Annotated in this window: 26 protein-coding genes; 8 read left to right on the forward strand and 18 right to left on the reverse strand. The window is 73.1% G+C overall.

Features of this window, described 5'->3' with window-relative positions; genetic code table 11:
• The first annotated feature begins 86 nt into the window (after positions 1-86).
• Complete coding sequence (locus tag ACK8OX_RS10000) at positions 87-1,196, forward strand: Kelch repeat-containing protein (protein WP_430663884.1); 1,110 nt, start codon at positions 87-89, stop codon at positions 1,194-1,196.
• Complete coding sequence (locus ACK8OX_RS10005; protein ID WP_430663885.1) at positions 1,196-1,855, forward strand: histidine phosphatase family protein; 660 nt, start codon at positions 1,196-1,198, stop codon at positions 1,853-1,855. Before ACK8OX_RS10000 ends, ACK8OX_RS10005 begins: the two co-directional genes overlap by 1 nt.
• A 322-nt stretch (positions 1,856-2,177) precedes the next feature.
• Here the strand turns inward: ACK8OX_RS10005 and chrA are convergent, their stop codons facing one another.
• The 11 genes from chrA to ACK8OX_RS10060 form a co-directional block, all read right to left on the reverse strand.
• Complete coding sequence (chrA, locus tag ACK8OX_RS10010; protein ID WP_430663886.1) at positions 2,178-3,521, reverse strand: chromate efflux transporter; 1,344 nt, start codon at positions 3,519-3,521, stop codon at positions 2,178-2,180.
• The gene (locus ACK8OX_RS10015; protein WP_430663887.1) at positions 3,518-4,327 is read right to left on the reverse strand and encodes a chromate resistance protein ChrB domain-containing protein; all 810 of its coding nucleotides are present in this window, start codon (positions 4,325-4,327) and stop codon (positions 3,518-3,520) included. The genes chrA and ACK8OX_RS10015 overlap by 4 nt, the downstream gene beginning before the upstream one ends.
• A 162-nt stretch (positions 4,328-4,489) precedes the next feature.
• Complete coding sequence (locus ACK8OX_RS10020; protein WP_430663888.1) at positions 4,490-5,044, reverse strand: ferritin-like domain-containing protein; 555 nt, start codon at positions 5,042-5,044, stop codon at positions 4,490-4,492.
• Between the two features lie 95 nt (positions 5,045-5,139).
• Positions 5,140-6,876, reverse strand: coding sequence for an L-aspartate oxidase (locus ACK8OX_RS10025; RefSeq protein WP_430663889.1), 1,737 nt, complete (start codon positions 6,874-6,876; stop codon positions 5,140-5,142).
• Complete coding sequence (locus ACK8OX_RS10030; RefSeq protein WP_430663890.1) at positions 6,873-7,007, reverse strand: hypothetical protein; 135 nt, start codon at positions 7,005-7,007, stop codon at positions 6,873-6,875. The genes ACK8OX_RS10025 and ACK8OX_RS10030 overlap by 4 nt, the downstream gene beginning before the upstream one ends.
• Complete coding sequence (locus tag ACK8OX_RS10035; protein ID WP_430663891.1) at positions 7,007-7,615, reverse strand: fumarate hydratase C-terminal domain-containing protein; 609 nt, start codon at positions 7,613-7,615, stop codon at positions 7,007-7,009. The genes ACK8OX_RS10030 and ACK8OX_RS10035 overlap by 1 nt, the downstream gene beginning before the upstream one ends.
• A 4-nt stretch (positions 7,616-7,619) precedes the next feature.
• On the reverse strand, positions 7,620-8,528 hold the full coding sequence (locus tag ACK8OX_RS10040) for a fumarate hydratase (protein WP_430663892.1): 909 nt from the start codon (positions 8,526-8,528) through the stop codon (positions 7,620-7,622).
• A gap of 12 nt (positions 8,529-8,540) precedes the next feature.
• Positions 8,541-9,275 carry a sulfite exporter TauE/SafE family protein gene (locus tag ACK8OX_RS10045; protein ID WP_430663893.1) on the reverse strand — a complete coding sequence of 245 codons (735 nt, stop codon included), beginning with the start codon at positions 9,273-9,275 and terminating at the stop codon, positions 8,541-8,543.
• 10 nt (positions 9,276-9,285) lie between these two features.
• A complete protein-coding gene (locus ACK8OX_RS10050) occupies positions 9,286-9,627 on the reverse strand; it encodes a succinate dehydrogenase (protein WP_430663894.1) in 342 nt (113 codons plus the stop codon).
• The gene (locus tag ACK8OX_RS10055) at positions 9,624-9,965 is read right to left on the reverse strand and encodes a succinate dehydrogenase (RefSeq protein WP_430663895.1); all 342 of its coding nucleotides are present in this window, start codon (positions 9,963-9,965) and stop codon (positions 9,624-9,626) included. Before ACK8OX_RS10055 ends, ACK8OX_RS10050 begins: the two co-directional genes overlap by 4 nt.
• The gene (locus ACK8OX_RS10060; RefSeq protein ID WP_430663896.1) at positions 9,962-10,693 is read right to left on the reverse strand and encodes a succinate dehydrogenase/fumarate reductase iron-sulfur subunit; all 732 of its coding nucleotides are present in this window, start codon (positions 10,691-10,693) and stop codon (positions 9,962-9,964) included. Before ACK8OX_RS10060 ends, ACK8OX_RS10055 begins: the two co-directional genes overlap by 4 nt.
• A 76-nt stretch (positions 10,694-10,769) precedes the next feature.
• Here ACK8OX_RS10060 and ACK8OX_RS10065 point away from each other — a divergent pair, with 76 nt between their 5' ends.
• The 4 genes from ACK8OX_RS10065 (at position 10,770) to ACK8OX_RS10080 (ending at position 15,549) form a co-directional block, all read left to right on the forward strand.
• Positions 10,770-12,377, forward strand: coding sequence for a thiamine pyrophosphate-binding protein (locus ACK8OX_RS10065; RefSeq protein ID WP_430663897.1), 1,608 nt, complete (start codon positions 10,770-10,772; stop codon positions 12,375-12,377).
• Positions 12,374-13,141 carry a GntR family transcriptional regulator gene (locus ACK8OX_RS10070; RefSeq protein ID WP_430663898.1) on the forward strand — a complete coding sequence of 256 codons (768 nt, stop codon included), beginning with the start codon at positions 12,374-12,376 and terminating at the stop codon, positions 13,139-13,141. Before ACK8OX_RS10065 ends, ACK8OX_RS10070 begins: the two co-directional genes overlap by 4 nt.
• 66 nt (positions 13,142-13,207) lie before the next feature.
• Positions 13,208-13,459: a DUF3072 domain-containing protein gene (locus ACK8OX_RS10075; protein ID WP_430663899.1), complete on the forward strand. Its 252-nt coding sequence runs from the start codon at positions 13,208-13,210 to the stop codon at positions 13,457-13,459.
• A 323-nt stretch (positions 13,460-13,782) separates the two neighbouring features.
• Positions 13,783-15,549 (forward strand): ATP-binding protein, encoded by a 1,767-nt coding sequence (locus ACK8OX_RS10080; protein WP_430663900.1) that lies wholly within the window; start codon positions 13,783-13,785, stop codon positions 15,547-15,549.
• An 18-nt stretch (positions 15,550-15,567) separates the two neighbouring features.
• Here the strand turns inward: ACK8OX_RS10080 and ACK8OX_RS10085 are convergent, their stop codons facing one another.
• From ACK8OX_RS10085 to ACK8OX_RS10105, 5 genes are all read right to left on the reverse strand, one after another.
• A complete protein-coding gene (locus ACK8OX_RS10085) occupies positions 15,568-16,341 on the reverse strand; it encodes a DUF1194 domain-containing protein (RefSeq protein WP_430663901.1) in 774 nt (257 codons plus the stop codon).
• Between the two features lie 203 nt (positions 16,342-16,544).
• Positions 16,545-17,645, reverse strand: coding sequence for an OmpA family protein (locus tag ACK8OX_RS10090; protein ID WP_430663902.1), 1,101 nt, complete (start codon positions 17,643-17,645; stop codon positions 16,545-16,547).
• Between the two features lie 201 nt (positions 17,646-17,846).
• Positions 17,847-18,992: a 5-(carboxyamino)imidazole ribonucleotide synthase gene (locus tag ACK8OX_RS10095; RefSeq protein WP_430663904.1), complete on the reverse strand. Its 1,146-nt coding sequence runs from the start codon at positions 18,990-18,992 to the stop codon at positions 17,847-17,849.
• The gene (gene purE / locus ACK8OX_RS10100; protein WP_430663905.1) at positions 18,989-19,480 is read right to left on the reverse strand and encodes a 5-(carboxyamino)imidazole ribonucleotide mutase; all 492 of its coding nucleotides are present in this window, start codon (positions 19,478-19,480) and stop codon (positions 18,989-18,991) included. Before purE ends, ACK8OX_RS10095 begins: the two co-directional genes overlap by 4 nt.
• 78 nt (positions 19,481-19,558) lie before the next feature.
• A complete protein-coding gene (locus ACK8OX_RS10105; RefSeq protein WP_270936382.1) occupies positions 19,559-19,759 on the reverse strand; it encodes a YdcH family protein in 201 nt (66 codons plus the stop codon).
• Positions 19,760-19,993: 234 nt separating this feature from the next.
• Here ACK8OX_RS10105 and ACK8OX_RS10110 point away from each other — a divergent pair, with 234 nt between their 5' ends.
• Positions 19,994-20,170, forward strand: a complete 177-nt coding sequence (locus tag ACK8OX_RS10110) for a YdcH family protein (RefSeq protein WP_430663906.1) — start codon at positions 19,994-19,996, stop codon at positions 20,168-20,170.
• A 76-nt stretch (positions 20,171-20,246) separates the two neighbouring features.
• Here the strand turns inward: ACK8OX_RS10110 and ACK8OX_RS10115 are convergent, their stop codons facing one another.
• Positions 20,247-20,816: a cell cycle transcriptional regulator TrcR gene (locus ACK8OX_RS10115; RefSeq protein ID WP_430663908.1), complete on the reverse strand. Its 570-nt coding sequence runs from the start codon at positions 20,814-20,816 to the stop codon at positions 20,247-20,249.
• A 143-nt stretch (positions 20,817-20,959) separates the two neighbouring features.
• Between ACK8OX_RS10115 and ACK8OX_RS10120 the strand changes: the two genes are divergently transcribed.
• Complete coding sequence (locus ACK8OX_RS10120) at positions 20,960-21,148, forward strand: DUF1192 family protein (protein ID WP_430663909.1); 189 nt, start codon at positions 20,960-20,962, stop codon at positions 21,146-21,148.
• Positions 21,149-21,226: 78 nt separating this feature from the next.
• On the opposite strand, the gene ACK8OX_RS10125 is transcribed toward ACK8OX_RS10120, so the two are convergent.
• Positions 21,227-21,700, reverse strand: a complete 474-nt coding sequence (locus ACK8OX_RS10125; protein ID WP_430663910.1) for an Hsp20 family protein — start codon at positions 21,698-21,700, stop codon at positions 21,227-21,229.
• Positions 21,701-21,953 lie beyond the last annotated feature (253 nt).

Here is a 21,953-nt window from a genome sequence, read left to right on the forward strand (position 1 = left end):
CGGGTTCGGGGCGGCGCACGGAACGACCTTTTCGCGCCACCTCCGAGCTCCTATCTGTCGCGGCGTCCGGAGAGGGAAACGAATCGATGCGACGCAGGATGATCCTCGGCGCCGCCGCGGGACTTGCGACGGCGGCGGGCGCGAAGGCCCAGCAGGTGCAGCCGCATCATGGCATCCCCATCCCGTCCGACCGGATGGCGCCGCTGCGGGGCGAGGGGCCGGTGACGCTGACGCCCGCGCAGTATGCCCAGCGTTTCGTGGACAGCCCCGCCCCTGCCGGCCCGCCCGGCCGCTGGGTGGAACGCGCGCCGCTGCCGCTGCCCCGGACCGAGATGGCCTGGGCCGCGGAGTGGGACAACAAGCTGCACGTCATCGGCGGCTACGCCGAACAGCGCGTGAACAACAACTTCCACCACGTCTACGACCCGGCGGCGAACAGCTGGGTGGAGAAGGCGCGGCTGCCGCGCGGGGCCAACCATGTGGGCGTGGTCGCCCATGCCGGGCGGATCTACGCCTTCGGCGGCTTCAACAACCAGAACCGCGCGGCCGACGACCTGGCCTTCGTCTACGACGTGGCCTCAGACCGCTGGGACCGCATCGCGCCGATGCCGCGGCCGCGCGGCGCGGGCGCGCTGGCCGTGGTGAACGGCCGCGTCCACCACATCGGCGGCGCGTCGAACCCGGAAGCCGAACGTGCCTCGGTCGGCTGGCACGAGGTCTACGACCCGCAGGCCGACCGGTGGGAGACGCGCAAGGCCCTGCCCGGCGCGCGCGACCATGCGGGCGTGGTGGTGCACAACAACCTCATCCACATCGTGGGCGGGCGCTTCAACACCTTCGAATACAATACCGGCCTGCACCATGTGTACGACGCCGGAGCGGACCAGTGGACCACCCGCGCGCCGCTGCCCACCCCGCGTTCCGGCCACGGCCTGGTGGTCTATCGCGGCCGCTTCTTCGCGATGGGCGGGGAGAGCGGGGTGTTCGTGAACCGCGAACTGACCGGCCAGGTGCATGGCCAGGTCGAGAGCTACGACCCCGTCACCGACAGCTGGCAGCACCACGCCCCGATGCCGACCCCGCGGCACGGCATGGGGGCGGTGACGATCGGGGACTTCATCTACGTGGCCGGCGGCGGCCCGGTGGTCGGCGGCGCCATCAAGACCGCGGTGCACGAAGCCTTCACCCTGGGCTGATGCGCGACTGCCCGCCCGCGGGGTCCGGTCGCGCGGGGCTGGCCGCGGCGGGGCGCCTCTCCCGCCGCGGCCTCCTCCTCGCGCCGCTGCTGGCCGGGCCGGCCGCGGCCATGCCCGCCACCGGGGCTGCGGCCGCGGCCCTCCTCGCCCTGCTGCGCGCGGGCGATGCGGTCGCGGTGCTGCGCCACGCCACCACCGACCGGTCCCAGGCCGACACCGGCGACCTGCTGAACCGCGCCGGCCAGCGCAACCTGAGCGAGGCCGGGCGCGCCCAGGCGCTTCGCCTCGGCCGCGCCGTCGCCGCCCTCGGCATCCCGCTCGGCGAGGTGCTGACCAGCCCGGTCTTCCGCGCCCGCGACACCGCAGAACTCGCCTTCGGCGCCCGCGCAGTGATCGAGCCCAACCTGACCGCCGACGACTACACCCCCGATGCCGCGCTGCTCGCCCGCCGCATCGCCTGGCTGCAGTCCCGCGCGCTGCGTCCATCCGCGCCGGGCGCCACCGACATTCTGGTGGGGCACATCGTCCCGCTCGGCATGGCGATCGGCCGCGGGCTGGCGCAGGCCGAGTATCCCGAAGGGGCGATGGCCGTCTTCGCCCCCGGCGGCCTGCGCGGCATCCTGGCCGCCGAGGCGTTGTTCAACGCCGCCGGGGCATAGGGCGGCAGGCCGGGACCATACTTGGCTCGTGAAGTGCTGACGCACTTCATTTCTCAAACGCCAGCGCGCCTCCGGCGCTCGGCTTCGCCGCACTTGCGGCGGCGCCCGTTCGGGCGCCCGGCCCGCTTCGCGGGCCGCAGGTCGGAACTCCGTGAGCCGGGTCTCATACTGACCGGCGTGAATGCTGACACATTCACGCCCCTCAGACGCCGGGCGGGCCGCATCCGCGGCCCTTGGCTTCGCCGCAGATGCGGCGGCCGCCATCCGGCGGCTCGGCGGGCTCAGCCCGCCGCCATCGGATCACCTTCAACGCCGGCCGGTATCATACCCCCAGCAGCGTCCGCGCCGCGAAGCCCGCCGCGGCCGTCACCGCGAGCGTCCGCACCACGCCGAGCTTCAGCACGAACAGGCAGACCGCCGCCAGCGCCGTCAGCGCCAGCGCATCCGGCACCAGGCTCAGCGGGTCGGGAAGGGAGAGGCGGAACGGCCCGGCCTCCACCGCCTCGACACGCGCGAAGATCACCCGCAGCCCGAACCACACCGCAAGGTTGGCGATGACTCCGACCACCGCCGCGGTCACGCCCGCCAGCGCGCCCTTCAGCCGCGGCTGGTCGTGCAGCTTCTCGACATGCGGCGCGCCGAGGAAGATCCACGCGAAGCAGGGCGCGAAGGTGACCCAGACCGCCAGCAGCGCCGCCGCGGCGCCGGCCAGCAGCCCCGCCGCGTTGTAGCCGGCCAGGAAGCCCACGAACTGCAGCACCAGGATCAGCGGCCCGGGGGTCGTCTCCGCCAGGCCGAGCCCCGCCAGCATGTCCGCCGCCGACAGCCAGCGGTAATGCTCCACCGCTTCCTGCGCGACATAGGCCAGCACGGCATAGGCGCCGCCGAAGGTGACCACCGCCATCTTGGAGAAGAACCAGGCGACGTCGCCGAAGACGCCGCCGCCCATCAGCAGCGCCACCGGCCAGACCCACAGCACCACCGCCACCAGCCCCGCGCGCCGCGCGGCGCCCGCCATGCGCGCAACCCGGTCCGGCTCCGCCACCAGCAGCGCGTCGAGCATCGCCGGCGGGCCGTCCTTCGCCGCGCCGTGGCCGCCCGCCGCGAAGGCCCCGGGCGCGGCATAGCCGACCAGCGCCGCCGCCAGCACCACCACCGGGAAGGGAACGTCGAAGGCGAACAGCGCGACGAAGGCGCCCAGCGCCAGCAGCCAGGGCAGCGCGCCCCGCAGCGCCCGCCGGGCTACGCGGATCAGCGCCTCCACCACGATGACCAGCACCGCGCATTTCAGCCCGAAGAACAGAGCCGAGACCAGCGGCACCTCGCCCAGCGTGGCGTAGATGACGGACAGCACCATCATCACCGCGACACCCGGCAGGATGAACAGCAGCCCCGCCGCCAGGCCGCCGCGCACGCCATGCATCAGCCAGCCGAGATAGGTGGCAAGCTGCTGCGCCTCCGGCCCCGGCAGCAGCATGCAGAAGTTCAGCGCGTGCAGGAACCGCGCATCGCTGATCCAGCGGCGCTCCTCCACCACCTCTCGGTGCATCAGCGCGATCTGGGCGGCCGGCCCGCCGAAGGACAGCAGGCCGATGCGTGTCCAGACGGGCAAGGCCTCGCGGAAGGTGGGGAAGGCCGTGGCGGGCGGCGTCGGCGTGTCCATCATCGCGGTCCCGGGCCTGGCCAGTTGTGCGTCTCCTCCGTAGCGTCCCGGCACCACAGGTGGAAGGCGTCGTAGAGCACCATCCCCGCCTCGAGCTGCGCCAGGTCGTCCCCGTGCAGCCGCGACAGGCCGAGGGAGGCGGCAAGCAGCCCGGCGCATTGCGGGGCCAGGTCCAGGCGCGCCGTGTCCGCCCCCCGGACCAGCAGCGCCAACCGCCTCAGGGCGGGGGTGGTCAGGCCGAATTCCTCCAGCATCGTGTCGAAGGTGCAGCCCTCGCCGCGATGGCTCCAGAAGGTGCCCTCGATGTCGAAAGGCGTGGCGCCGAAGCGGTCGGCGACCGCCGCGACCTCTGCCGCGGCGACGAACAGGAACACGGCGGCGGGATCGACGAAGCGGCGGATCAGCCAGGGGCAGGCGATGCGGTCCACCTTCGGGCGCTGCCGCGTCACCCACAGGGTGCGGCCGGCCGCGTCGCGCGGCGGTACGCTGGCGGCATGGACCAGCGGCAGCCCGGCCGCCGCCCAGCCGGCGAAACCGCCCTCCAGTGTCTCGGCCCGGGCGCCGGCATGGCGCAGCCATGCGGCGGTGCCCTCGCTGAGCTTCAGGCCCCGCTGGCATGCGACGACGGCCGCGCGGCCCCGCAGCTCCGCCGCCCAGGTGGCGACGTCGCGGTGGTCCCGCCGGATCGCGCCCGGCAGCAGGCGCGGGTCGGCGGCCGCATCCTCCGGCGTGCGGACATCGATCAGCAGCGGCGCATCGGGCAGGCCGATGCGGCGGGCAAGCTGGCTGGCTGTGATGGCGAAGGGCATGGGCGTCCGTCCCCGACATGGGTTCATGGACGCGATGCTTGGGCCGAAGCCTCACGGGGCGATCGCGGCGGCCCCTCAACTCCAGCGTAGGTAAGGGCGTGCGCGCCCGTCAAGCGGCGGCCCGTGGCGCCGGCCGCGCGGCCGGCGCCACGGGCGCCTGGCTCAGGACGCCTTCTTGCGGCTGGCGCCGCGCTTGTTCTCGTTGGCGCCTTCCTCCATCTCGGCCCGCGCCTCCTCGATGAAGGCCTTGTTCACCTCGCTCTCGGCCAGGCGCGTCAGCTCGGCGTCCATCCGCTTCTCCTCGTCGAGCGTCTGGCCGAGCAGGTCGCCGAGTTCGCGCATGCCGGCGGACTTCGCGAGGGTCGCCATCGTGCCGTAGGCGGAAATCTCGTAGTGCTCGATGCGCTGTGCGGAGGCGATGATGACCACGTCCATCTTCGCGCCCTTGTCGTTCTCCTCCATCTCGTGCTGGCCTTCCTCGACCAGGCCGCGCATCGCCTCGCAGACCTTGCGGCCGGCCTTGGCGCCGAGCTGCTCGAGCGCCTGTTCCAGGCGCTCGACCTGACCCTGCGTCTGCTCGATATGCATCTCGAAGCCCTGCTTCAGCTTCTCGTTGGTGGCGTTCTTCATCATGCGCTGCATGGCGCGCAGCGCCTGGCGTTCGGCGCTGTGGGCGTCCTTGAGCTGATCGACCATCAGCTTGGTGATCTCGTCCATGTCCCGCGTCTCCGGTGAGGCGGCCGCGTCGCCCGTGACGCGGCTCCGGGCGGGGAACGAAGCGGGCGCGCCGGGGTTGCCGGCGCGCGCGTGAACTATTCCGCGGCGGCGGGCAGCAGGCTCTCGCCCGGCCGGATGCGGCTGTAGGTGACGGGCTGCCGCCCCAACGCGATGCGGCCGTCGGGGGCGAGCGTGACGAGGGTGGCGGCAAGCCCCGCCGCCTCGGAATCGGTCTGCGGGAAGTCCTCCCGCCAATGGGCGCCGCGGCTTTCCTCCCGCGCCACCGCCGCCGTGACGATGGCCCGGCTGACGAGCAGGAGGGAGCGGAGGTTGAGCCAGTCCTGCCATGCCAGGTTGAAGGCCCGCGCGCCGCCATCCACGCCCGCGTCATCCAGCGCCGCCTCCAGCGCGTCGAGGCCCCGCGCGGCTTCCGCCAGGCCCGCCGCATCGCGCAGGATGCCGGCCTTCTCCCACATCAGCGCGTGCAGCGCGTCGCGGATCGGCGTCAGGGAGGCCGGGCGGCGCGCGAAGGGGGCGTGCGCCAGCGACAGCGCGGCGTCCAGCGCAGCGGGGCAGGGCTCCTCGATTGCGCCATGGCGGGGCGCGAAGGCGGCCATCGAGTCGCCCGCGATGCCGCCGAAGACGGTGGAATTCGCCACCCCGTTGCCGCCGAGGCGGTTCGCGCCATGCACGCCGCCGGTGTCCTCGCCCGCCGCGAAAAGGCCGGGCAGGGCGGTCGACCCATCCGCGCGGAAGACCACGCCGCCCATCATGTAGTGCGCGGTCGGCACCACCGGCACGCGCCCGCCCGCCAGGTCGAAGCCCATGTCGGCGCAGCGTTCGACCATGCCCTTGAACTGCCGCACGACATTGGCGGGGCCTAGATGCCCCATCTCGATCCAGAGGCCGCCGGCCTCGTTCACGTTGCCGGCCAGCATCTCGCGGTACATGGACCGGCTGACGATGTCGCGCGTCGCGCGTTCGCCCCGCGGGTCGTAGCGGTCCATGAAGCGCCGGCCGTCGCCGCCCAGCAGGTATCCGCCCGCGCCTCGCAGCCCTTCCTCGATGATGGTGCCGGTCATGCGGGTGCCGGGACCGGCGAGCACGCCGGTCGGGTGGAACTGCACCATCTCCATGTCGCGCAGCGCGAGCCCCGCGCGCAGCGCCATCGCCATGCCGTCGCAGGACTTGTCGCCCGACGGGGTGTGGTAGGTGTACATCGTCGGCCCGCCGCCGGTCGCCAGCAGCACCGCCTTCGCCTGCACCAGCACCAGCGCGCCGGTCCGCACATCGACCATCAGCACGCCGGCGAGGCGGGAGCGGTCGCGCGAGGGGAGGAGGGCGAGCGCGCGGTGTTCCTCCATCCGCTCGATCCCGCGCGCCCAGGTCTGCTCCGCCAGGCGGTTGATGATCTCGATGCCCGTCAGGTCGCCCTTGTGGACGGTGCGGTCGAAGGTCTGCCCGGCGAAGGCCTTCTGGTGGATGGTGCCGTCCGGGTTGCGGTCGAAGAAGCAGCCCCAGCGATTCTCCAGCTCCCGGATGCGCGTCTGCGCGACCGTCACCAGCGTCCAGGCCAGGTCCTGGTCGTTCAGCCACTTCCCGCCGTCGAGCGTGTCCATGAAATGCCGCTCGGCCGAATCGCCCGCCGCCAGCGCCACGTTGTAGCCGCCCTGCACCATGCGCGTGCAGCCGGACTTGCCGAGCAGGCCCTTCACCGCGACGGTGACGCGCAGGTCGGGCGTGCCGGCCTTCGCGTGCAGCGCGCCAAGCAGCCCGGCGCCACCGCTGCCGAGCACGAGGACATCGGTGGTGCGGCGGGCGATCTCCGTCATCGCGGCCCCCTCGGGCTGGTCGGCACGCCGCAGCCGCAATCCTCGGCCGGGGCAGGGGGCGCCGCGGGCGGCGCGGGTTGGGCGACGACCGGCGCTGCGGCAAGCAGGCCGAGCAGCAGCAGCGCGCGCATCACGTCACCCCCAGCCTGGCCAGCGCCGCCGCGCGGCGGTCCTGCACCTTCGCCTGCACCTCGGCGAACAGGCTGCCGCCATGGCTGTCCATCGCCACGAGCAGCGGGCCGAAGTCGCGGATGCGGAATTTCCAGAGGCTCTCGGGGTTGAGGTCGTCGAGGTCCACATCCTCGATCGCCTCGATCCAGGTCGTCTCCAGCGCCGCGGTGCCGCCGATGATGGCGAGGTAGACGCCGCCGAGTTCCGCGAAGGCCCTCGCGCTCTCCTCCCGCAGGCCGCCCTTGCCGATGATGATGCGAACTCCCTCGCGCTCCATCAGGGGGCGGGTGAAGCGCTCCATCCGGTCGCTCGTCGTGGTGCCGACGCAGATCGCCTCGTAGCCGCTGTCATTGGTGCCGCGCTTGTCCACCTTGCGGACATTGGGCGCGGTGTGGATCACCGCATGGCCGCGCAGGTCCATCCGCGTGCGGCGGCCGTGGTCGAACATGTGGATCTGCGTGGCATCCCGGATGCCGAACAGCGTGTCCTGCAGGGTGACGTGATCACCGACGCGAAGCCTGCGGATATCCGCCTCGGTGCAGGGCATGTGGAGCGTGTGGTGGGCCATGGCGTCAGAACCCGATCGCCACGCCGGCGGGCGTGAAGGTGGCGCTGGCGCGGCGCGCGCTGTGGCACTGGATGTTCACGGCGACCGGGTTCATCGTGATGTGGGTCGCCGCGACCTCGACATGCACCGCGAAGGCGGTGGAATCCCCGCCGAGCCCCTGCGGCCCGATGCCGAGGCTGTTCACCGCCTCGGACAGCAGCGCCTCCAGCTTCGCCCCTTCCCCGTCCGCGCAGCGGCTGCCGAGCGGGCGGGTGGCGGCCACCTTGGCGAGGTGCATGCACAGGTCCGACGTGCCGCCGACGCCCACCCCCATGATGACGGGCGGGCAGACCTTGCCGCCCGCCTTCATCGCCGCGTCGATGACGAAGCGCTTCACGCCGGCGATGCCGTCCGCCGGGATGAGCATCTGGAGGAAGCTGCCGTTCTCGCTGCCCGATCCCTTCGGGATCATCTCCAGCCTCAGCACGCGTTCCGCCTCCACGAAGTCGATGTTGATGACGGGCACATGCGCGCCGCAGCTCGTGTGTTCGTTGCTGCGCGTGATGGGATGCACCACCGAACTCCGCAGCGGATGCTCTCGCGTCGCGCGTTCCGTGCCGCGCCGGATCGCCTGCTTCAGCGCCCAGCCGTCGATCTCGACGTTGCGGCCGATCTCGACGTTGAAGATCGGGATGCCGGTGTCCTGGCAGAGCAGGTTGTCCGTGCGCTCGGCCACGCCGATGTTCTCGATCATGGTCGCGAGGACGGCCTTGGCCGTCCCGTCCGTCTCGCTCGCGTCGAGCCGGGTGAAGCCCGCCTTGATGTCGTCCGGCAGGACCTTCAGCGCGCGGATGTAGAGGAGCTTCGCCGCCTCCTCGATCGCGTCCGGCGCGACGCGGAGCGCCTCGGTCCCGGTCTTGGTCATCAGCGTCATGCGGACACCTCCCTACAGAACCAGCGACAGGCCCGACAGCAGCAGCAGGCCGAGCAATACCACCCGGAAGCCCTCTGCCGGGATCACCTTGTAGGCGCGGACCCCGAGCCAGGCGCCGAGCGCGAGCGCGGGCAGCGCGGCAAGCAGCATCCGCGCGCTGTCCGGCCCGAAGAAGCCGCCCGCAACGAGCCCGATGGCCGCCGCCATCTGCATCGCGATGATGAAGGGCTGGAAGATGGCCCGCGCCTCGTCCTTCCGCAGCCCCTTCAGGTCGCCCCACATCGCCGGCAGCGCGCCGGAGAAGCCGCCGATGCCGCCCAGCACGCCGCCCGCGAAGCCCACTGCCGCATCGGCGCCCGCGCCGGCCCGGAGCTCCGCCGGCCGGTGCCTCAGCGCGATGCCGAGCAGCGCGTAGCCCGCATAGACCACCAGCAGCAGCCCGACGCCGGCCACGATCCAGCGCGCCTCGCCGAACTTCAGCACCAGCACGCCGAAGGGCGTGCCGAGCACGCCGCCGATGAGGTAGGGGCGCAGCACCTCCCACCGGATCGCCGGGATGACCGCGCGGATGGTGCCGAGCTGGATCAGCATGGACCCCAGCACCAGCACCGGCGCCGTGGTGGCGGGCGGCAGCCAGTGGAACAGGATCGACGCCGCCACCAGGTTGAACGCGAAGCCCGCCATGCCGGAGGCGAAGGCCGCGACGAAGCAGCCGCCGAGCAGGATCGCGAGCTGCGACCAGTCCATCCGCGGCCCCTCAGAGATTCAGCAGGAACAGCAGCCCCGCCGCGAGCGACACGCCCGCCGAGGCCGCGACGAGCGTCTTCTGGCTGGCGCGCCAGCCCAGGAACTCCAGCGCCAGCACGCGCAGCCCGCCGGCCAGGTGAGCCGCCAGCAGCACCACCAGCGCCGTCTCAGCCGCCTTCAGCACCGCATTGTCGGTCCAGCGCAGGAAGCCGTCCAGCGCGGCTTCCCCCGCGATGGCGTGCGACAGCGCCCAGAAATGCAGCGGCAGGAACAGCGCCAGCAGCAGGCCGGAGACGCGGTGGACGAGGAAGGCGAGATAGGTCGGGTGGGAACGTGGGCGCGGGTCGATCATGCCGCATACAGCCCATGCGCCGCGCGGATGCCGAACCCCGCCGTCAGCAGGCCGATCGCCAGCCAGGCCAGGTCGAAGCCGCGCCCGCGCCAGCCCAGCCATTCCGCCGCGATGCCGCGCAGCCCGATGGCGCCATGCAGCCCCGCCGCCAGCGCGAAGGCGGCGTAGAAGCCGAACCACGCGGCGCTGCCGCGGGTGCGGCCGATGATCTCGGCGGCCGAAAGCCCGCCGCGCACGGCAAGCACGATGGTGACCAGATGCACGGCCACCGCCACCGCCAGCACCATCGCGGTGACGCGCTGCGCCACCCAGAGATGGGTGCCCCCCGGCGCGCTCATCGCCCCAACCCGAAGACGTTCCAGAACAGGGTGCGCTTCAGCCCCGCGATCGCGCCCGACGGGTCGATGCCCTTCGGGCAGCGTTCGGTGCAGCTTTGCGTCGAATGGCAGGCATGGCAGCCGGCATCGCCCGCGACCGCCGCCAGCCTTTCCTTCCGGGCGCCGTCGCGCACGTCGTTCACCAGCGTCCAGGCGCGGTTCAGCGCGGCGGGGCCGAGATAGTCCGGGTTCCACTGCACGATGTCGCAGGAGGCGTGGCAGACCCCGCAGCCGATGCATTCGATCCCGGCATCCGCGGCCTGGCGCTTCGCGCTGTCGGGCGGGACCACCGCGAATTCCTCGGGCACGGCGCCGTCCTGCGCATCCTTCGGCTGGAAGGTGCCGCGCGCGCGGGCCCATTTGTCGAAGAAGGGCGCCATGTCGGTGGCGAGGTCGCGGATCACCGGCAGGTTCGACAGCGGGCGGAGTTCCAGCACCCCGTCCCCCGCGACCTTCTTCACATGCGTCCGGCAGGTCCAGCGGGCGCGGCCGTTCACCACCATCGCGCAGGACCCGCACATGCCGACGCGGCAGGCGAAGCGATAGGCAAGGCCGGGCTCGATCTCCCGCTGGATGTGGGTGACGACGTCGAGCACGGTCTGGTTCTCCCGCGCCGGCACCTGGTACTGGCGCAGCCCGCCGCCCGTGGCGTCGCCCCGCCAGACCGACACGTTCAGGACAGCGTCCAAGACGCGCTCCTCCCCTTGCGAGATCAACAGTTTGCATGGTCTTGTACATGACTCAATCGGCCAGGACGAACCAATAATGAGACGGCGCGGCGCGGATGCGGTGGTGGCGGGGCTGAAGGCGGCGGGGGTGCGCCGGATCTTCAGCCTGTCGGGCAACCACATCATGGAGGTGTATGACGCGTTGCTGGGCTCCGGCATCGACATCGTCCACACCCGGCACGAGGCCGCTGCCGTCCACATGGCGGATGCCTATGCGCGCGTCTCGGGCGGGGTCGGCGTGGCGCTCGTCACCGGCGGGCAGGGGCACACCAACGCCGTCGCCGGCCTGCCGACCGCGCTTGCCGGCGAAAGTCCGGTGCTGCTGCTGTCGGGCCATGCGCCGCTCGCGGAACTCGGCAACGGCGCCTTCCAGGAACTGCCGCAGGCCGCCATGGCCGCGCCCGTGGCGAAGGCGTCCTTCACCGCGCAGTCCGCGGCCGGGCTCGGGCAGGAGGTGGCGCGCTGCATCGCCCTTGCGCGCAGCGGGCGGCCGGGGCCGGTCCACCTCTCCCTGCCGACCGACCTGCTGGAGGCGGAAGTGGCGGACCCCGCGCCCGCCGGGGATGGCGGGGCGATTGGCATGCCGCTCTCGGCCGGCACGGCAGCCATCATCGGCGCCGCCGTCATGGCCTCCGCCCGGCCGCTGCTGCTGGCGCCGCCCGCGCTCTGCTCCCCGGCCGGGGAGGCCGCTCTCCTCGCGCTCGAGGCGGCGTCGGGCCTGCCCGCCATCCGCATGAACTCGCCCCGCGGCCTAGCCGACCCCTCGCTCGGCGCCTTTGCCGAACTGCTGCCGGAGGCGGACCTGGTGGTGCTGCTCGGCAAGCCGCTCGACTTCACCAGCCGCTTCGGGCGGACCGCGGCGCGGGCCCGCTTCGTGGTGCTGGAGCCGGAGCCGGCGCTGCTCGGCCGGGCGCAGCGCCTGCTGGGCGAGCGGCTGCTGCTGGGCGCGGTCTGCGACGCCATGTCCGCCACGACCGCGCTGGCCGCCGCGCTGCAGCCCACCGCCGCGCAGGCCGCCTGGGCCGAGCGCGTGCGCGAGACGATCGCCTGGCGCCCGGCGGAATGGGCGGCGCTGGCCGGCGCGCCGGACGGCCCGATCCACCCCGCGACGCTGTGCCACGCGATCGAGGCCGCGCTGGCCGCGCGGCCGGGGGGGATCTTCGTCTGCGACGGCGGCGAGATCGGGCAGTGGGGCCAGTCCATCGTCCGGTCCGGCACCCGCGTCACCAACGGCGTGGCCGGCGCGATCGGCGTGGGGAACCCCTTCGCCATCGGCGCGCGCGCGGCGAAGGCGGCGCCGGCCATCGCGCTGATGGGCGATGGCTCCTTCGGGTTCCACATGGCGGAACTCGACACCGCCGCGCGGCACGGGCTGCCCTATGTGGCGGTGATCGGCAACGACAGCCGCTGGAACGCCGAGCACCAGATCCAGCTGCGGGACTACGGCGCCAACCGCGCCCATGGCTGCGAGCTTGCGCCCGGCACGCGCTATGAACTGGTGGCGCAGGCGATGGGCGGCCATGGCGAGGCGGTGGAGCATGCGCGCGACCTGGTGCCGGCGCTGGACCGCGCGCTCGCCTCCGGCCGGCCGGCGGTGGTGAACGTGGCGATCGACGGCCGGCCGGCGCCGAACCTGAAGCGGTGAGGGACGGGGCGGCCCGGCGCCCCCCGCGCGGCACCGTGGCGGGGGATGGCCGGGCGAGGGGGCCGCTCTACCGGCAGGCAGAGGAGATCCTGACCCGGCGGCTGGCCGAAGGGCTCTGGCGGCCGGGGACGCAACTGCCAACCGAGCAGGGCCTGGCGGCGCTGCTCGGCATGTCGACCGGCACGGTGCGCAAGGCGCTGGCCGCGCTGGAGCGGCGGCGGCTGATCGAGAAGCGGCAGGGCATCGGCACCTTCGTCGCGGCCCATACCTCGGAACGCGCGCTGTTCCACTTCTTCCGGATCGTGGACCTCGACCGCCGCAAGGTGGCGCCGTCCAGCCTCGTGCTGGACTGCCGCACCGGCGCCGCCACGACGGAGGAGGCGGCGCTGCTCGGCCTCGGCGCGGGGGAGGAGGTGCACCGGGTGAAGCGGCTCCGCACCATAGGCGAGGCCGCGCCGATCCTCGAGCGAATCCTGCTGCCGGCCGCGCTGTTCCCCGGCTTCGCCCTGCCCCTGCTGAAGCCGATGACGGACGAGCTCTACGTGCTGTACCAGCGCGAATACGGCGTGACCATCGCGCGCGCCGAGGAGGGGCTGGCTGCCGTCGCGGCCGGGGAGGAGGAGGCGCGGCTGCTCGGCCTCGTCCCCGGGGCGCCGCTGCTGGAGATCGCGCGGCTGGCCCGGGACCTGTCGGAGCGGACGGTGGAGCTGCGGGTCACGCTGCTCGACACCCGTGCGCATCGCTACCTGGCCGTGCTGGAGTGACGGGCCGCGGCAACCCGGCGCAACAGTGAACGTTAGGAGAACACAGGCCAGCAGGGACCACCCGACATGACCACCAAGCAGAACCCGTCCACCGACCGCCACGCCGCCAACCCCAAGGCGGATCCGGAACCGGGGTCCAACACCGTCAAGGACCCGCATGACTGGACGACGGGCGACGAGGAGATGACGGGGGCACAGGCATCCTATCTGAAGACGCTGTCCGAGGAGGCCGGGGAGGAGTTCGACCCGAACCTCACCAAGGCCGAGGCGTCGCTGCGCATCGATGCCTTGCAGGAGAAGACGGGGCGGGGGCGCTGATACGCGGCTCACGAAGTTCCGACCTGCGGCCCGCGCAGCGGGCCGGGCGCCCGAACGGGCGCCGCCGCAAGTGCGGCGAAGCCGAGCGCCGGAGGCGCGCTGGCGTCCGAAGCATGAAGTGCGTCAGCACTTCATGAGCCAAGCATGAGGCGCTTCGGTCGCGGGGCGATCGGTTTCCGATCGTCCTGATCACGACTCGGCGAACGGAAGGGGTTCCGTAACCTCTCCGCTCTCATCAGGCTGGCGGGCGGGGATGGCCCCGGCATAATCCCCGCGTGCCAAAGCCGGACGACATTGCGCGCCCGACGCCCATGCGGTCTCCCATGCCGCGCAGGGGGCGCGCGTCATTCTGGCCGCTCTGGACCGCGGCCATCCTGCTGCCGGCGGCGGTGTTCCTCCTCACCGCCTGGATCACCTGGCGCAATGTGACGGCCGAGGCTGAATCGCGCGTGGCGCGGCTGGCCGACATGCTGCACGAACAGACCCTCCGCGCCTTCGAGACGCAGGAGGCGCTGCTGACCGCGGCCGATGCGCGCATCGCCGGCATGGCCTGGGATGCCGTCGCGGCCTCGGCCGAGGTGCATGGCTTCCTGCTGCGCCTCGCGGAAAGCGCACCCTTCACCGCCGGGCTCGGCCTGGTTGACGCGGCGGGATGGATGGTGCTGCGCGCCGGCGCCGAGCCCTTCCCGCAGCAGCCGCTCGACCAGCGGGACCGGGACTATGTCCGGGCCTATCTGGAGGGCGCCCGCGGCACCTTCGTGGGCGGCCGCGTCACCGCCCGCCCGTCCGGCCAGCAGATCTTCGTGCTGAGCCGCCCTCGCAGCGGGCCGGAGGGCGGCGTCCTCGCCTCCAGCTTCCGGGTGGACCAGTTCACCCGCTTCTATGCCAGCATCGTGGAAGCCCCGGGCGACCGGGTGGCGCTGATCCACGCCGATGGCGCGGTGCTGGCCCGCTTCCCGGTGCCCACGGGCGCCGAGCCCCGCCTGCCGCCCGATTCGCCGACGCTGCGGATGATGGCGGAGGGCCGGCGCGCGGGCCTGTTCACGGTGCGCTCCGGCCTTGACGGGACGCTGCGGCTGAACGCCTTCCGCCGGGTGGGGGACTACCCGGTGGCGGTGATCTACGGCTTCGGCCCCGCTACGATGCAGCGCGCCTGGATGGCCCGGCTGGCGGCGCCGGCCGTGATCTGCCTGGCGGCGGCGGCGCTGCTGCTGCTGCTGACCGCGCGCGTCACCCGCAGCGCCCGGCGCGAGGGCGCCGCCATGGCCGCCGCGGCGGCCGACGCCCATCTCGCCCGCATCGAGGCGGAACGCCGCGCCGAGATGGAGGCGCGGCTGCGCCGGTCCGAGCGGAACGCGGCGCTCGGCCAGGTCGCGGCCGGCGTCGCGCATGACATGAACAACCTGGTGCAGAGCGTCGTCGCCTCCTCCCGCCTGCTGGACCGGCGCGCGGGCGACGTGACGGAGGTGCGGCGCATCGCGCGGCTGATGGACGAGGCGGCGACGCGCGGCGCGCGGCTGGCGCGGCGGATGCTGGAATTCGGCCGGGCGGCGCCCGACGGTGCGGAGCGTTTCGCGCCCGCCGAGGTGCTGGGACGGCTGGAGGCGCTGCTGGACGGCCTGCTCGGGTCCGGGTTGCGGGTGGAATGCGCCGCGCCGCAGGGTCTGCCCCCCATCCGCGCCGACCGCCGCGAGTTCGAGACGGTGCTGGTCAATCTCATCGTCAATGCGCGAGACTCGATGCCCCAGGGGGGCGTCGTGCGCGTGCTGGCGACGCTGGAACAGGGGGCCGGGCCGCCCGAGGCGCCGCGCCAGGCGCCGATGCTGCGCGTCTCGGTCGCCGATCACGGGACGGGTATGCCGCCCGAGGTGCTGGCGCGGGCGGAGGAGCCCTTCTTCACCACCAAAGGGGCCGACCAGGGCACCGGGCTGGGGCTGACCATGGCCCGGCAATTCGCCGAACGCTCGGGTGGCGCCATGCGGATCGACAGCGTGCAGGGGCGGGGCACCACCGTCACGCTCTGGTTGCCGGTCGCGTCTGCCGGACCGTCGGCGGATTCGCCCGGTGGCCGCCTGATCGACGCGGGGTGACGCGCCCGGACGGGGCGTTCAGGCCGTGGCGCGTTCCACCAGCGGGCCGTGAGGCGGGGCGGACGCGATCTCGCGGATGATCTTGCGCTTCACGGCCGATTCGAAGGCGTCGAATCCCTCCGCCACCATCAGGAATGCGCCGGGCCCGCCGATCACCTGGCTGCGGTAGTAGTCGTCGAGCGGGGGCAGGCCGGCGGCCCAGGGCTGCGGGGTGCGGTCCAGCACGGCGAGGCCGTTCAGCACGATGCCCTGCGCCAGCGCATCCTCACGCGCCTCGGCCACCGGGCGGCCGGAATTGTTCACGCCGTCGCCCGAGATGTCGACGACCTTCCGCGTGCCTTCGAAACCGCGGCCGAACAGCCGGGCGGCATAGTCCATCGCGCCCGAGATCGAGGTGTAGAGCCAGGCCCGCCGCGGCGCGGCATCGATGGCGGCGGCGAAGCGTTCGGCGGTGCCGGGGCCGTCCACCAGCGTCCAGGGGACCAGGTGTTCCTGGATGTGCCAGTCGGACCAGGTGAAGAAAGTCACGGCGATGCGGCCGAGAGGGCCGCCGGCCACGCCTTCGATCAGGCGGCGGTCGCGGAAGGCCGCGGCATAGCCGCGGAACTGCATCTCCTGCTCCTCCTGGTCGACGGAGCGGCTGACATCGACCGCGAGGACGAGCTCGACATCGACCGGCTCGTTCGCCCGCGCGGGCGGGGCACGGAGCAGGAGCGGCGCGCCGAGCGAGGCGCCGAGCAGCGCGCGCCGGCCGAACGGGGCGGGGGAGAGCGGGAATCGGGGTGTCAGCATGGCGCACGCCTTCTCGGGACCGGTCAGGCCATGCGCCGCACGTCACTCCCCCCTTGGCAGATGCCGGATGCGCTGTTGCGCTGCAACATGGGAATTGCCGCATTTTGTCCGCCGCAAGCTGCAGTAGGCAGGACGGCCCCGTACGCAGAAAAGGGGGCGCCTTGCGGCGCCCCCCCTGTCGGCTTCGCGATGTCCGGCGCGGATCAGCGCAGGACGATCTCGACGCGGCGGTTCTGCGGCTCGCGCACGCCGTCGGCGGTCGGGACCAGCGGACGGCTCTCGCCGAAGGCCTGGATGACCATGGCGGAGCGGGCAACGCCACGGCGCTCCAGCTCGGCCGCGACGGCGGCGGCGCGACGCTCGGACAGGCGCTGGTTGTACTGCGGCGTGCCCGAACGGTCGGCGTGGCCCGAGACCTCGATGCGCGTCGTGCCGGTGCGCTGCGCGTTCGTCGCCGCTTCGGCGATGATCTGGCGGGCGCGGTCGGTCAGGTCGGCGCGGTCGAAGTCGAAGAACACCAGGAAGGTGCGGGCCACGGTCACGGCCGGAGCGGGCGGCGCCGGCGGCACGACCGGCGGCGGCGGCGTCACGCCGAAGGCGTAGCGCAGGCCGAGCATCAGGCTGTGGTTGTAGTTGTCCACCTCGGCATTGCCGCGGGCGGTCACGGCACCGGCCGGGCTGCGCGACACGGCGTCGATCTCGGGCTGGAGCGTGCCGAGGAAGCGGTACTCGGCGGTCACGGCCAGGCCGGGAACGGCGGCGATCGGGAAGGCGGCGCCGACGATCGCCTGGTAGGCGAACTGGCCGTCGCTGCCGTCGATGGTCACGGAGCCGGCGGGGCTGGTGACGCGCGTGCCGTCGTACTCGTGCCACACGTAGCCGGCGCCGACGCCGACATACGGCGTGAAGAAGGAGCCCGCGCCGAGGTCGAAGTCATACAGGGCGTTGGCCATCACGCCGTAGGAACGGGCGGTGCCGCTGGAGCGCAGCGGGCGCTGCAGGCCGGGGAAGCCGGAGACGCTGTCGACGTCGTTCTGGCGGTAGCTGCCCTCGATCTCGGCGCGGACGCCGTTGCCGAAGCCGTAGCCGAGGCTGATCACGCCGGCCCAGCCGAGGCTGAACTCGGCCGAGCCCGTGCGGGACGCGGCGGTGCCGCCGAACTGGCGGGACAGCGCGACGTCCGACTCCTGGAGCCAGTTGATGCCGGCGCCGGCGCCGACATAGAGGCCGTTGACGGGCTGCGCCTGCGCGGCGACCGGCAGGGCCAGAACCGTCGCGGCCAGAAGGGCCTTCTTGAGGCTCATCGTGTTTCTCCTCGAAACCATTAGCTGCTGCACCGTGGGGCTGGGCGCTTGTCGGGGCCGTGGGCCGGCAACCATTTCGCGTCTTCGCCCCGGGCGGTGCGTGCGGTGCACCCTAACACCGCTTCGTGCCCTCTGACAGCATGGGCGCAACAGTCGCGGCCCAGTGTTGCCGACCGGCCACAGCCCGGCATGGCAAACGGGTCACAGGGGTGAGAGAGCCCCGGAATCCCTCGCTTCCGCGACCGCGCCGAGCGGAAGCAGCCGCGTCGCATGGCCGAGCTTGCGGCCCGGACGGGCCTCCGCCTTCCCGTACAGGTGCAGCGCGACATCGCCCATTGCCGCCAGTTCCGGCCAGCGGGCGAAGGAATCGGGGCCGACGAGGTTCTTCATCACGGCGTCGTGATGCCGCCCCGGCTCCGGCAGCGGCAGTCCGGCGACGGCGCGGACATGCATCTCGAACTGGCCGATCCGGCAGGCATCCATCGTCCAATGCCCGGAATTGTGCGGCCTCGGCGCCATCTCGTTCACCAGGAGGCGTCCATCGGGCAGCAGGAACATCTCTAGCGCGACCAGGCCCACGAGGTCGAGCGACTCGGCGACTCGCGCAACCGCCGCGCGTGCCGCCGCCGCCACCGCCGCGGGCACGGGTGCGGGCGCGATGGAGAGGTCGAGGATGTGGTGCGCGTGCCGATTCTCGGTGGCGTCGAAGGTGACGATCCGCCCGTCGATGCCGCGGGCGGCGATGGCGGACACCTCACGCTCGAACGGGACGAAGGCCTCCAGCACCAGCGGGCGCGGGGCGAGGCGCTCGAAGGCGGGGGCCAGGTCCTCCGGCCCGCGCAGCACGGCCTGGCCGCGGCCGTCATAGCCGAGCCGCGTGGTCTTCAGCACGGCCGGCAGGCCGAGCGCCGCGACCGCTGCGTGGAGTTCCGCAAGGCTCGTCACCTCCCGCCAGGGGGCGACGGCGAGGCCGATGGATTCCGCGAAGCGCTTCTCCGCCAGCCGGTCCTGCCCGGTGCGCAGCGCGGCCACGCCGGGCCGGCAGGGCACCAGCGGGGCGAGGATGTCGAGCGTGGCGGCGGGGACGTTCTCGAACTCGAAGGTCACGACGTCCACGGCGGCGGCGAAGGCGGCCAGCGCGGCCGCATCCTCGTAGCCCGCCACGGTCCGCGCGGCGGCGACCTGCATCCCCGGGCTGTCCGCCTCCGGCGCGAAGACGTGGCAGCGGTAGCCGAGCGCGGCGGCGGCGAGCGCCGACATGCGCCCGAGCTGTCCGCCGCCGAGGATGCCGATGGTCGATCCCGGCGGGAGCGGCCCGGCGAGGTCCGGGCGGGCGGGCGCCGTCATGCCGGCAGGTCCGGCACGGCGGCGGTGCGGGCGGCGCGCCAGGCGGCGAGCCGCGCCCCCAGGGCAGGGTCGGCGGTGGCGAGGATGGCGGCGGCGAGCAGCCCGGCATTCACCGCCCCCGCCCGGCCGATGGCGAGCGTGCCGACCGGGATCCCGGCCGGCATCTGCACGATGGACAGGAGGCTGTCCTGGCCCCGCAGGGCCTGGCTCTCGACCGGGACGCCCAGCACCGGCAGCGTGGTGAGTGAGGCGGTCATCCCCGGCAGGTGCGCGGCGCCGCCGGCGCCGGCGACGATGACCTTCAGCCCTCGGCCTTCCGCCGCCTTCGCATAGTCGTACATCCGGTCGGGCGTGCGGTGGGCGGAGACGACGCGGCATTCATGGGGCACGCCGAGCTCGGCCAGGATCTCGGCCGCATGGCGCATCGTCTCCCAGTCGGAGGTGCTGCCCATGATGATGCCGACGAGGGGCGGGGCGGGTTCGGGCATGTGGCGGCTCGGGCGGCGGCGTCCCGTCCGGGCCTGCCGCCGGGGCGGGGAAGGGCGGCGGGGCGCGGGGTGGAAGGGTCAGGCGATGATGTCGGGGACGAGTCGGCTTTCGAGCCAGGCGATCTCGTCCTTCAGCTTCAGCTTGCGCTTCTTGAGCCGCTGCAGCTGCAGGGGGTCGGCCCCGCTCTCGCCCAGCCGCGCGATGACGGTGTCGAGGTCGCGGTGCTCGCTGCGGAGCTCGTGCAGGCGGCGGAGGAGGCTGTCGCGGTCGGCCAGCATGCGCCCCTGGTGGCTGGATGTTGCGGCATGGCGGGCCGCGTCGGTTTCGCGACGGGTCCGCCAGGCGGGAGCGTATCGGGCAGAATATAAAGCTGGAACCCGCCAGGGGCCGGCATAACATGCTGGGCGCGGGCGCAGAAGGGTGACGGGCCCGCGGGGGCGCGCCGGCCGATCCGATCCGCCCCCGGGACCCGCCGCCCGGCGTCCGCGGTCAACCACCAGGGATGTACGCGCATGCCCGAAATGCCCCGCCTCCGCTCTCTGGAGGAGCGCCACGCGGCGCTCGAGGCCCGGATCTTCGAGGAAGGCACCCGGCCCCGCCCGGACAGCGAGGCGTTGCAGCGCCTGAAGCTGGAGAAGCTGCGCCTGAAGGAGGAGATGGAACGGCTGCGCCTGAGACGGCTCAACTAGCCGGAGCGCGGGAAGGCCTGCCGGCCGGCACCTCCGTGCCGGCCGAAGCGCCCCGGCCGCCGCGACGGCACCGCCTTCAGGCGGCGTCGTCGTGCGGCATCGCCGGGGAGGTGTTGGTGGCGCCGGTCCGCTCGTTGGCGGCGGCCACCGCTTCGTTCAGCGCCGTCTGCGTGCAGAGCCCGAGGGTCACGGGGTCGCGCGGCTTGATGTTCGGCGTGTTGGGGTGGGTCTTGTCCCGCACTTTCTGGATCGTCTCCTTCGTGGTGGCGAGGAGCTTGACCACCTGCGGGTCCGACAGCTGCGGGAAGTTGCGCAGCAGCCAGGCGATGGCGTCGGGCCGTTCCGTCCGCTTCGCCACCGGGATGTAGCGCGCGCCCTTGGAGCGCTGCTTCGGCAGGGGGATCGTGTTCTCGATGAGGGTGAGGCGGGCGGCGGGGTCGCCTTCGGCCTTCACGATCTGCTCGCGCGTCAGCTGCCCGTTGGAGATCGGGTCGTAGCCGACGATGCCCTGCGCCACCTCGCCATCCGCGATGGCCTGCACCTCCAGCGGGTGCATGCCGACGAAGTCGGCGATCTGCTCGAAGGACAGGGACGTCTTCTCGATCAGCCACACGGCGGTGGCCTTGGGCATCAGGGGCGTCTTCATGGTCAACCTTCCGGTGGGGCGTGCGCCAGAAGCGGGGCGAGCGGAATCGCCCGCCGTGGCGCCCGCGCCTCGTCGATCGCGGATATAAGGGAGTGGCGCCCGCCCGGTCAAAGCCCGCGGGCAGGAAAGGTGAGGGGAGTGGGATGGAAGACCCGGAAGGACCGCGCCCGACGGGGCGATTCGTGCCGGCGGTGCTGGACCGCTGGGACGTGGACGACCTGCGCGGCTATATCGGCGAGCTCAGGGCCGAGATCGCCCGCGCCGAGGCCGAGATCGGCCGGCGCGATGCCCAGAAGGCGGCGGCGGAGATGTTCTTCAAGCGGCCTGGATGAGGCGCGGGCACGATCGCCCGGCCGCGCATGAAAAAAGCCGGCGGGTCGCCCCGCCGGCTTCGTCAGCCCATCGGCCGGTCAGGCCGCCTGCTGCACCTGCTCGGCGCCATTCGCGGTCAGCGCGCGGGGCGCGCCGGCCTGGATGGCGATGCGGCGGGGCTTCAGCGCCTCGGGCACCTCGCGCCGCAGGGCGACATGCAGCAGGCCGTTCTCGAGCTGCGCGCCCTCCACCAGGATGTGGTCGGCGAGGACGAAGCGGCGCTCGAAGGCGCGGCCGGCGATGCCGCGGTAGAGCACGCGCCCGGCGTCCTGGGCCTGCGGGGCCTTGCCGGACACGGTCAACGTGTTGTCATGCGCCGTCACGTCGATGTCGTTCGGGCCGAAGCCTGCGACCGCCATGGTCAGGACGTAGCTGTCCTCGCCGGTCTTCTCGATATTGTAGGGCGGATAGGCCGGGCCATCCGCCGCGGCGCGCGCGGTCTCGACCAGGCGGGCCATGCGGTCGAAGCCGATGGCGGAACGGAACAGCGGGGAAAAGTCGAAGGCGTTCATCGGTGGAGCTCCTGCTTCAGCAAGCTCGTGGACGTTGCGGACCGGATGCGTGGCGGGCCCCCGTGGCGGGCGACCCTCATCGGTCCGCGTCGGGGGCCCCGATCGGGCGCCCTCGACGCAGCAGGAGATAGTCAGGCGCGGATGCGGCTTCAAGGCCCCGGACGCGCAGCGGGGGGGCGGGGCGGGCCCCCCCCCCCCCCCCCCCCCCCCCCCCGCCGGCCCCCGCGGGGGGGGGGGGGGGGCCACCACAAAC

Origin of the sequence: Falsiroseomonas sp. CW058, assembly GCF_050563535.1 — a bacterium.
In the GTDB taxonomy this organism is placed as follows: Bacteria; Pseudomonadota; Alphaproteobacteria; order Acetobacterales; family Acetobacteraceae; genus Falsiroseomonas.

Excerpts from the sequence above, each read along its gene's own strand:
- ACK8OX_RS10025 (WP_430663889.1), bottom strand. The coding sequence starts at position 6,876 with ATGACGGAGATCGCCCGCCGCACCACCGATGTCCTCGTGCTCGGCAGC.
- ACK8OX_RS10050 (WP_430663894.1), bottom strand. The coding sequence starts at position 9,627 with ATGATCGACCCGCGCCCACGTTCCCACCCGACCTATCTCGCCTTCCTC.
- ACK8OX_RS10120 (WP_430663909.1), top strand. The coding sequence starts at position 20,960 with ATGGAAGACCCGGAAGGACCGCGCCCGACGGGGCGATTCGTGCCGGCG.
- ACK8OX_RS10005 (WP_430663885.1), top strand. The coding sequence starts at position 1,196 with ATGCGCGACTGCCCGCCCGCGGGGTCCGGTCGCGCGGGGCTGGCCGCG.
- ACK8OX_RS10035 (WP_430663891.1), bottom strand. The coding sequence starts at position 7,615 with ATGGCCCACCACACGCTCCACATGCCCTGCACCGAGGCGGATATCCGC.
- ACK8OX_RS10040 (WP_430663892.1), bottom strand. The coding sequence starts at position 8,528 with ATGACGCTGATGACCAAGACCGGGACCGAGGCGCTCCGCGTCGCGCCG.
- ACK8OX_RS10030 (WP_430663890.1), bottom strand. The coding sequence starts at position 7,007 with ATGCGCGCGCTGCTGCTGCTCGGCCTGCTTGCCGCAGCGCCGGTCGTC.
- ACK8OX_RS10085 (WP_430663901.1), bottom strand. The coding sequence starts at position 16,341 with ATGCTGACACCCCGATTCCCGCTCTCCCCCGCCCCGTTCGGCCGGCGC.
- ACK8OX_RS10055 (WP_430663895.1), bottom strand. The coding sequence starts at position 9,965 with ATGAGCGCGCCGGGGGGCACCCATCTCTGGGTGGCGCAGCGCGTCACC.
- ACK8OX_RS10105 (WP_270936382.1), bottom strand. The coding sequence starts at position 19,759 with ATGCTGGCCGACCGCGACAGCCTCCTCCGCCGCCTGCACGAGCTCCGC.
- ACK8OX_RS10115 (WP_430663908.1), bottom strand. The coding sequence starts at position 20,816 with ATGAAGACGCCCCTGATGCCCAAGGCCACCGCCGTGTGGCTGATCGAG.
- chrA (WP_430663886.1), bottom strand. The coding sequence starts at position 3,521 with ATGATGGACACGCCGACGCCGCCCGCCACGGCCTTCCCCACCTTCCGC.
- purE (WP_430663905.1), bottom strand. The coding sequence starts at position 19,480 with ATGCCCGAACCCGCCCCGCCCCTCGTCGGCATCATCATGGGCAGCACC.
- ACK8OX_RS10080 (WP_430663900.1), top strand. The coding sequence starts at position 13,783 with ATGCCGCGCAGGGGGCGCGCGTCATTCTGGCCGCTCTGGACCGCGGCC.
- ACK8OX_RS10110 (WP_430663906.1), top strand. The coding sequence starts at position 19,994 with ATGCCCGAAATGCCCCGCCTCCGCTCTCTGGAGGAGCGCCACGCGGCG.
- ACK8OX_RS10015 (WP_430663887.1), bottom strand. The coding sequence starts at position 4,327 with ATGCCCTTCGCCATCACAGCCAGCCAGCTTGCCCGCCGCATCGGCCTG.
- ACK8OX_RS10095 (WP_430663904.1), bottom strand. The coding sequence starts at position 18,992 with ATGACGGCGCCCGCCCGCCCGGACCTCGCCGGGCCGCTCCCGCCGGGA.
- ACK8OX_RS10020 (WP_430663888.1), bottom strand. The coding sequence starts at position 5,044 with ATGGACGAGATCACCAAGCTGATGGTCGATCAGCTCAAGGACGCCCAC.
- ACK8OX_RS10065 (WP_430663897.1), top strand. The coding sequence starts at position 10,770 with ATGAGACGGCGCGGCGCGGATGCGGTGGTGGCGGGGCTGAAGGCGGCG.
- ACK8OX_RS10125 (WP_430663910.1), bottom strand. The coding sequence starts at position 21,700 with ATGAACGCCTTCGACTTTTCCCCGCTGTTCCGTTCCGCCATCGGCTTC.
- ACK8OX_RS10045 (WP_430663893.1), bottom strand. The coding sequence starts at position 9,275 with ATGGACTGGTCGCAGCTCGCGATCCTGCTCGGCGGCTGCTTCGTCGCG.
- ACK8OX_RS10090 (WP_430663902.1), bottom strand. The coding sequence starts at position 17,645 with ATGAGCCTCAAGAAGGCCCTTCTGGCCGCGACGGTTCTGGCCCTGCCG.
- ACK8OX_RS10075 (WP_430663899.1), top strand. The coding sequence starts at position 13,208 with ATGACCACCAAGCAGAACCCGTCCACCGACCGCCACGCCGCCAACCCC.
- ACK8OX_RS10000 (WP_430663884.1), top strand. The coding sequence starts at position 87 with ATGCGACGCAGGATGATCCTCGGCGCCGCCGCGGGACTTGCGACGGCG.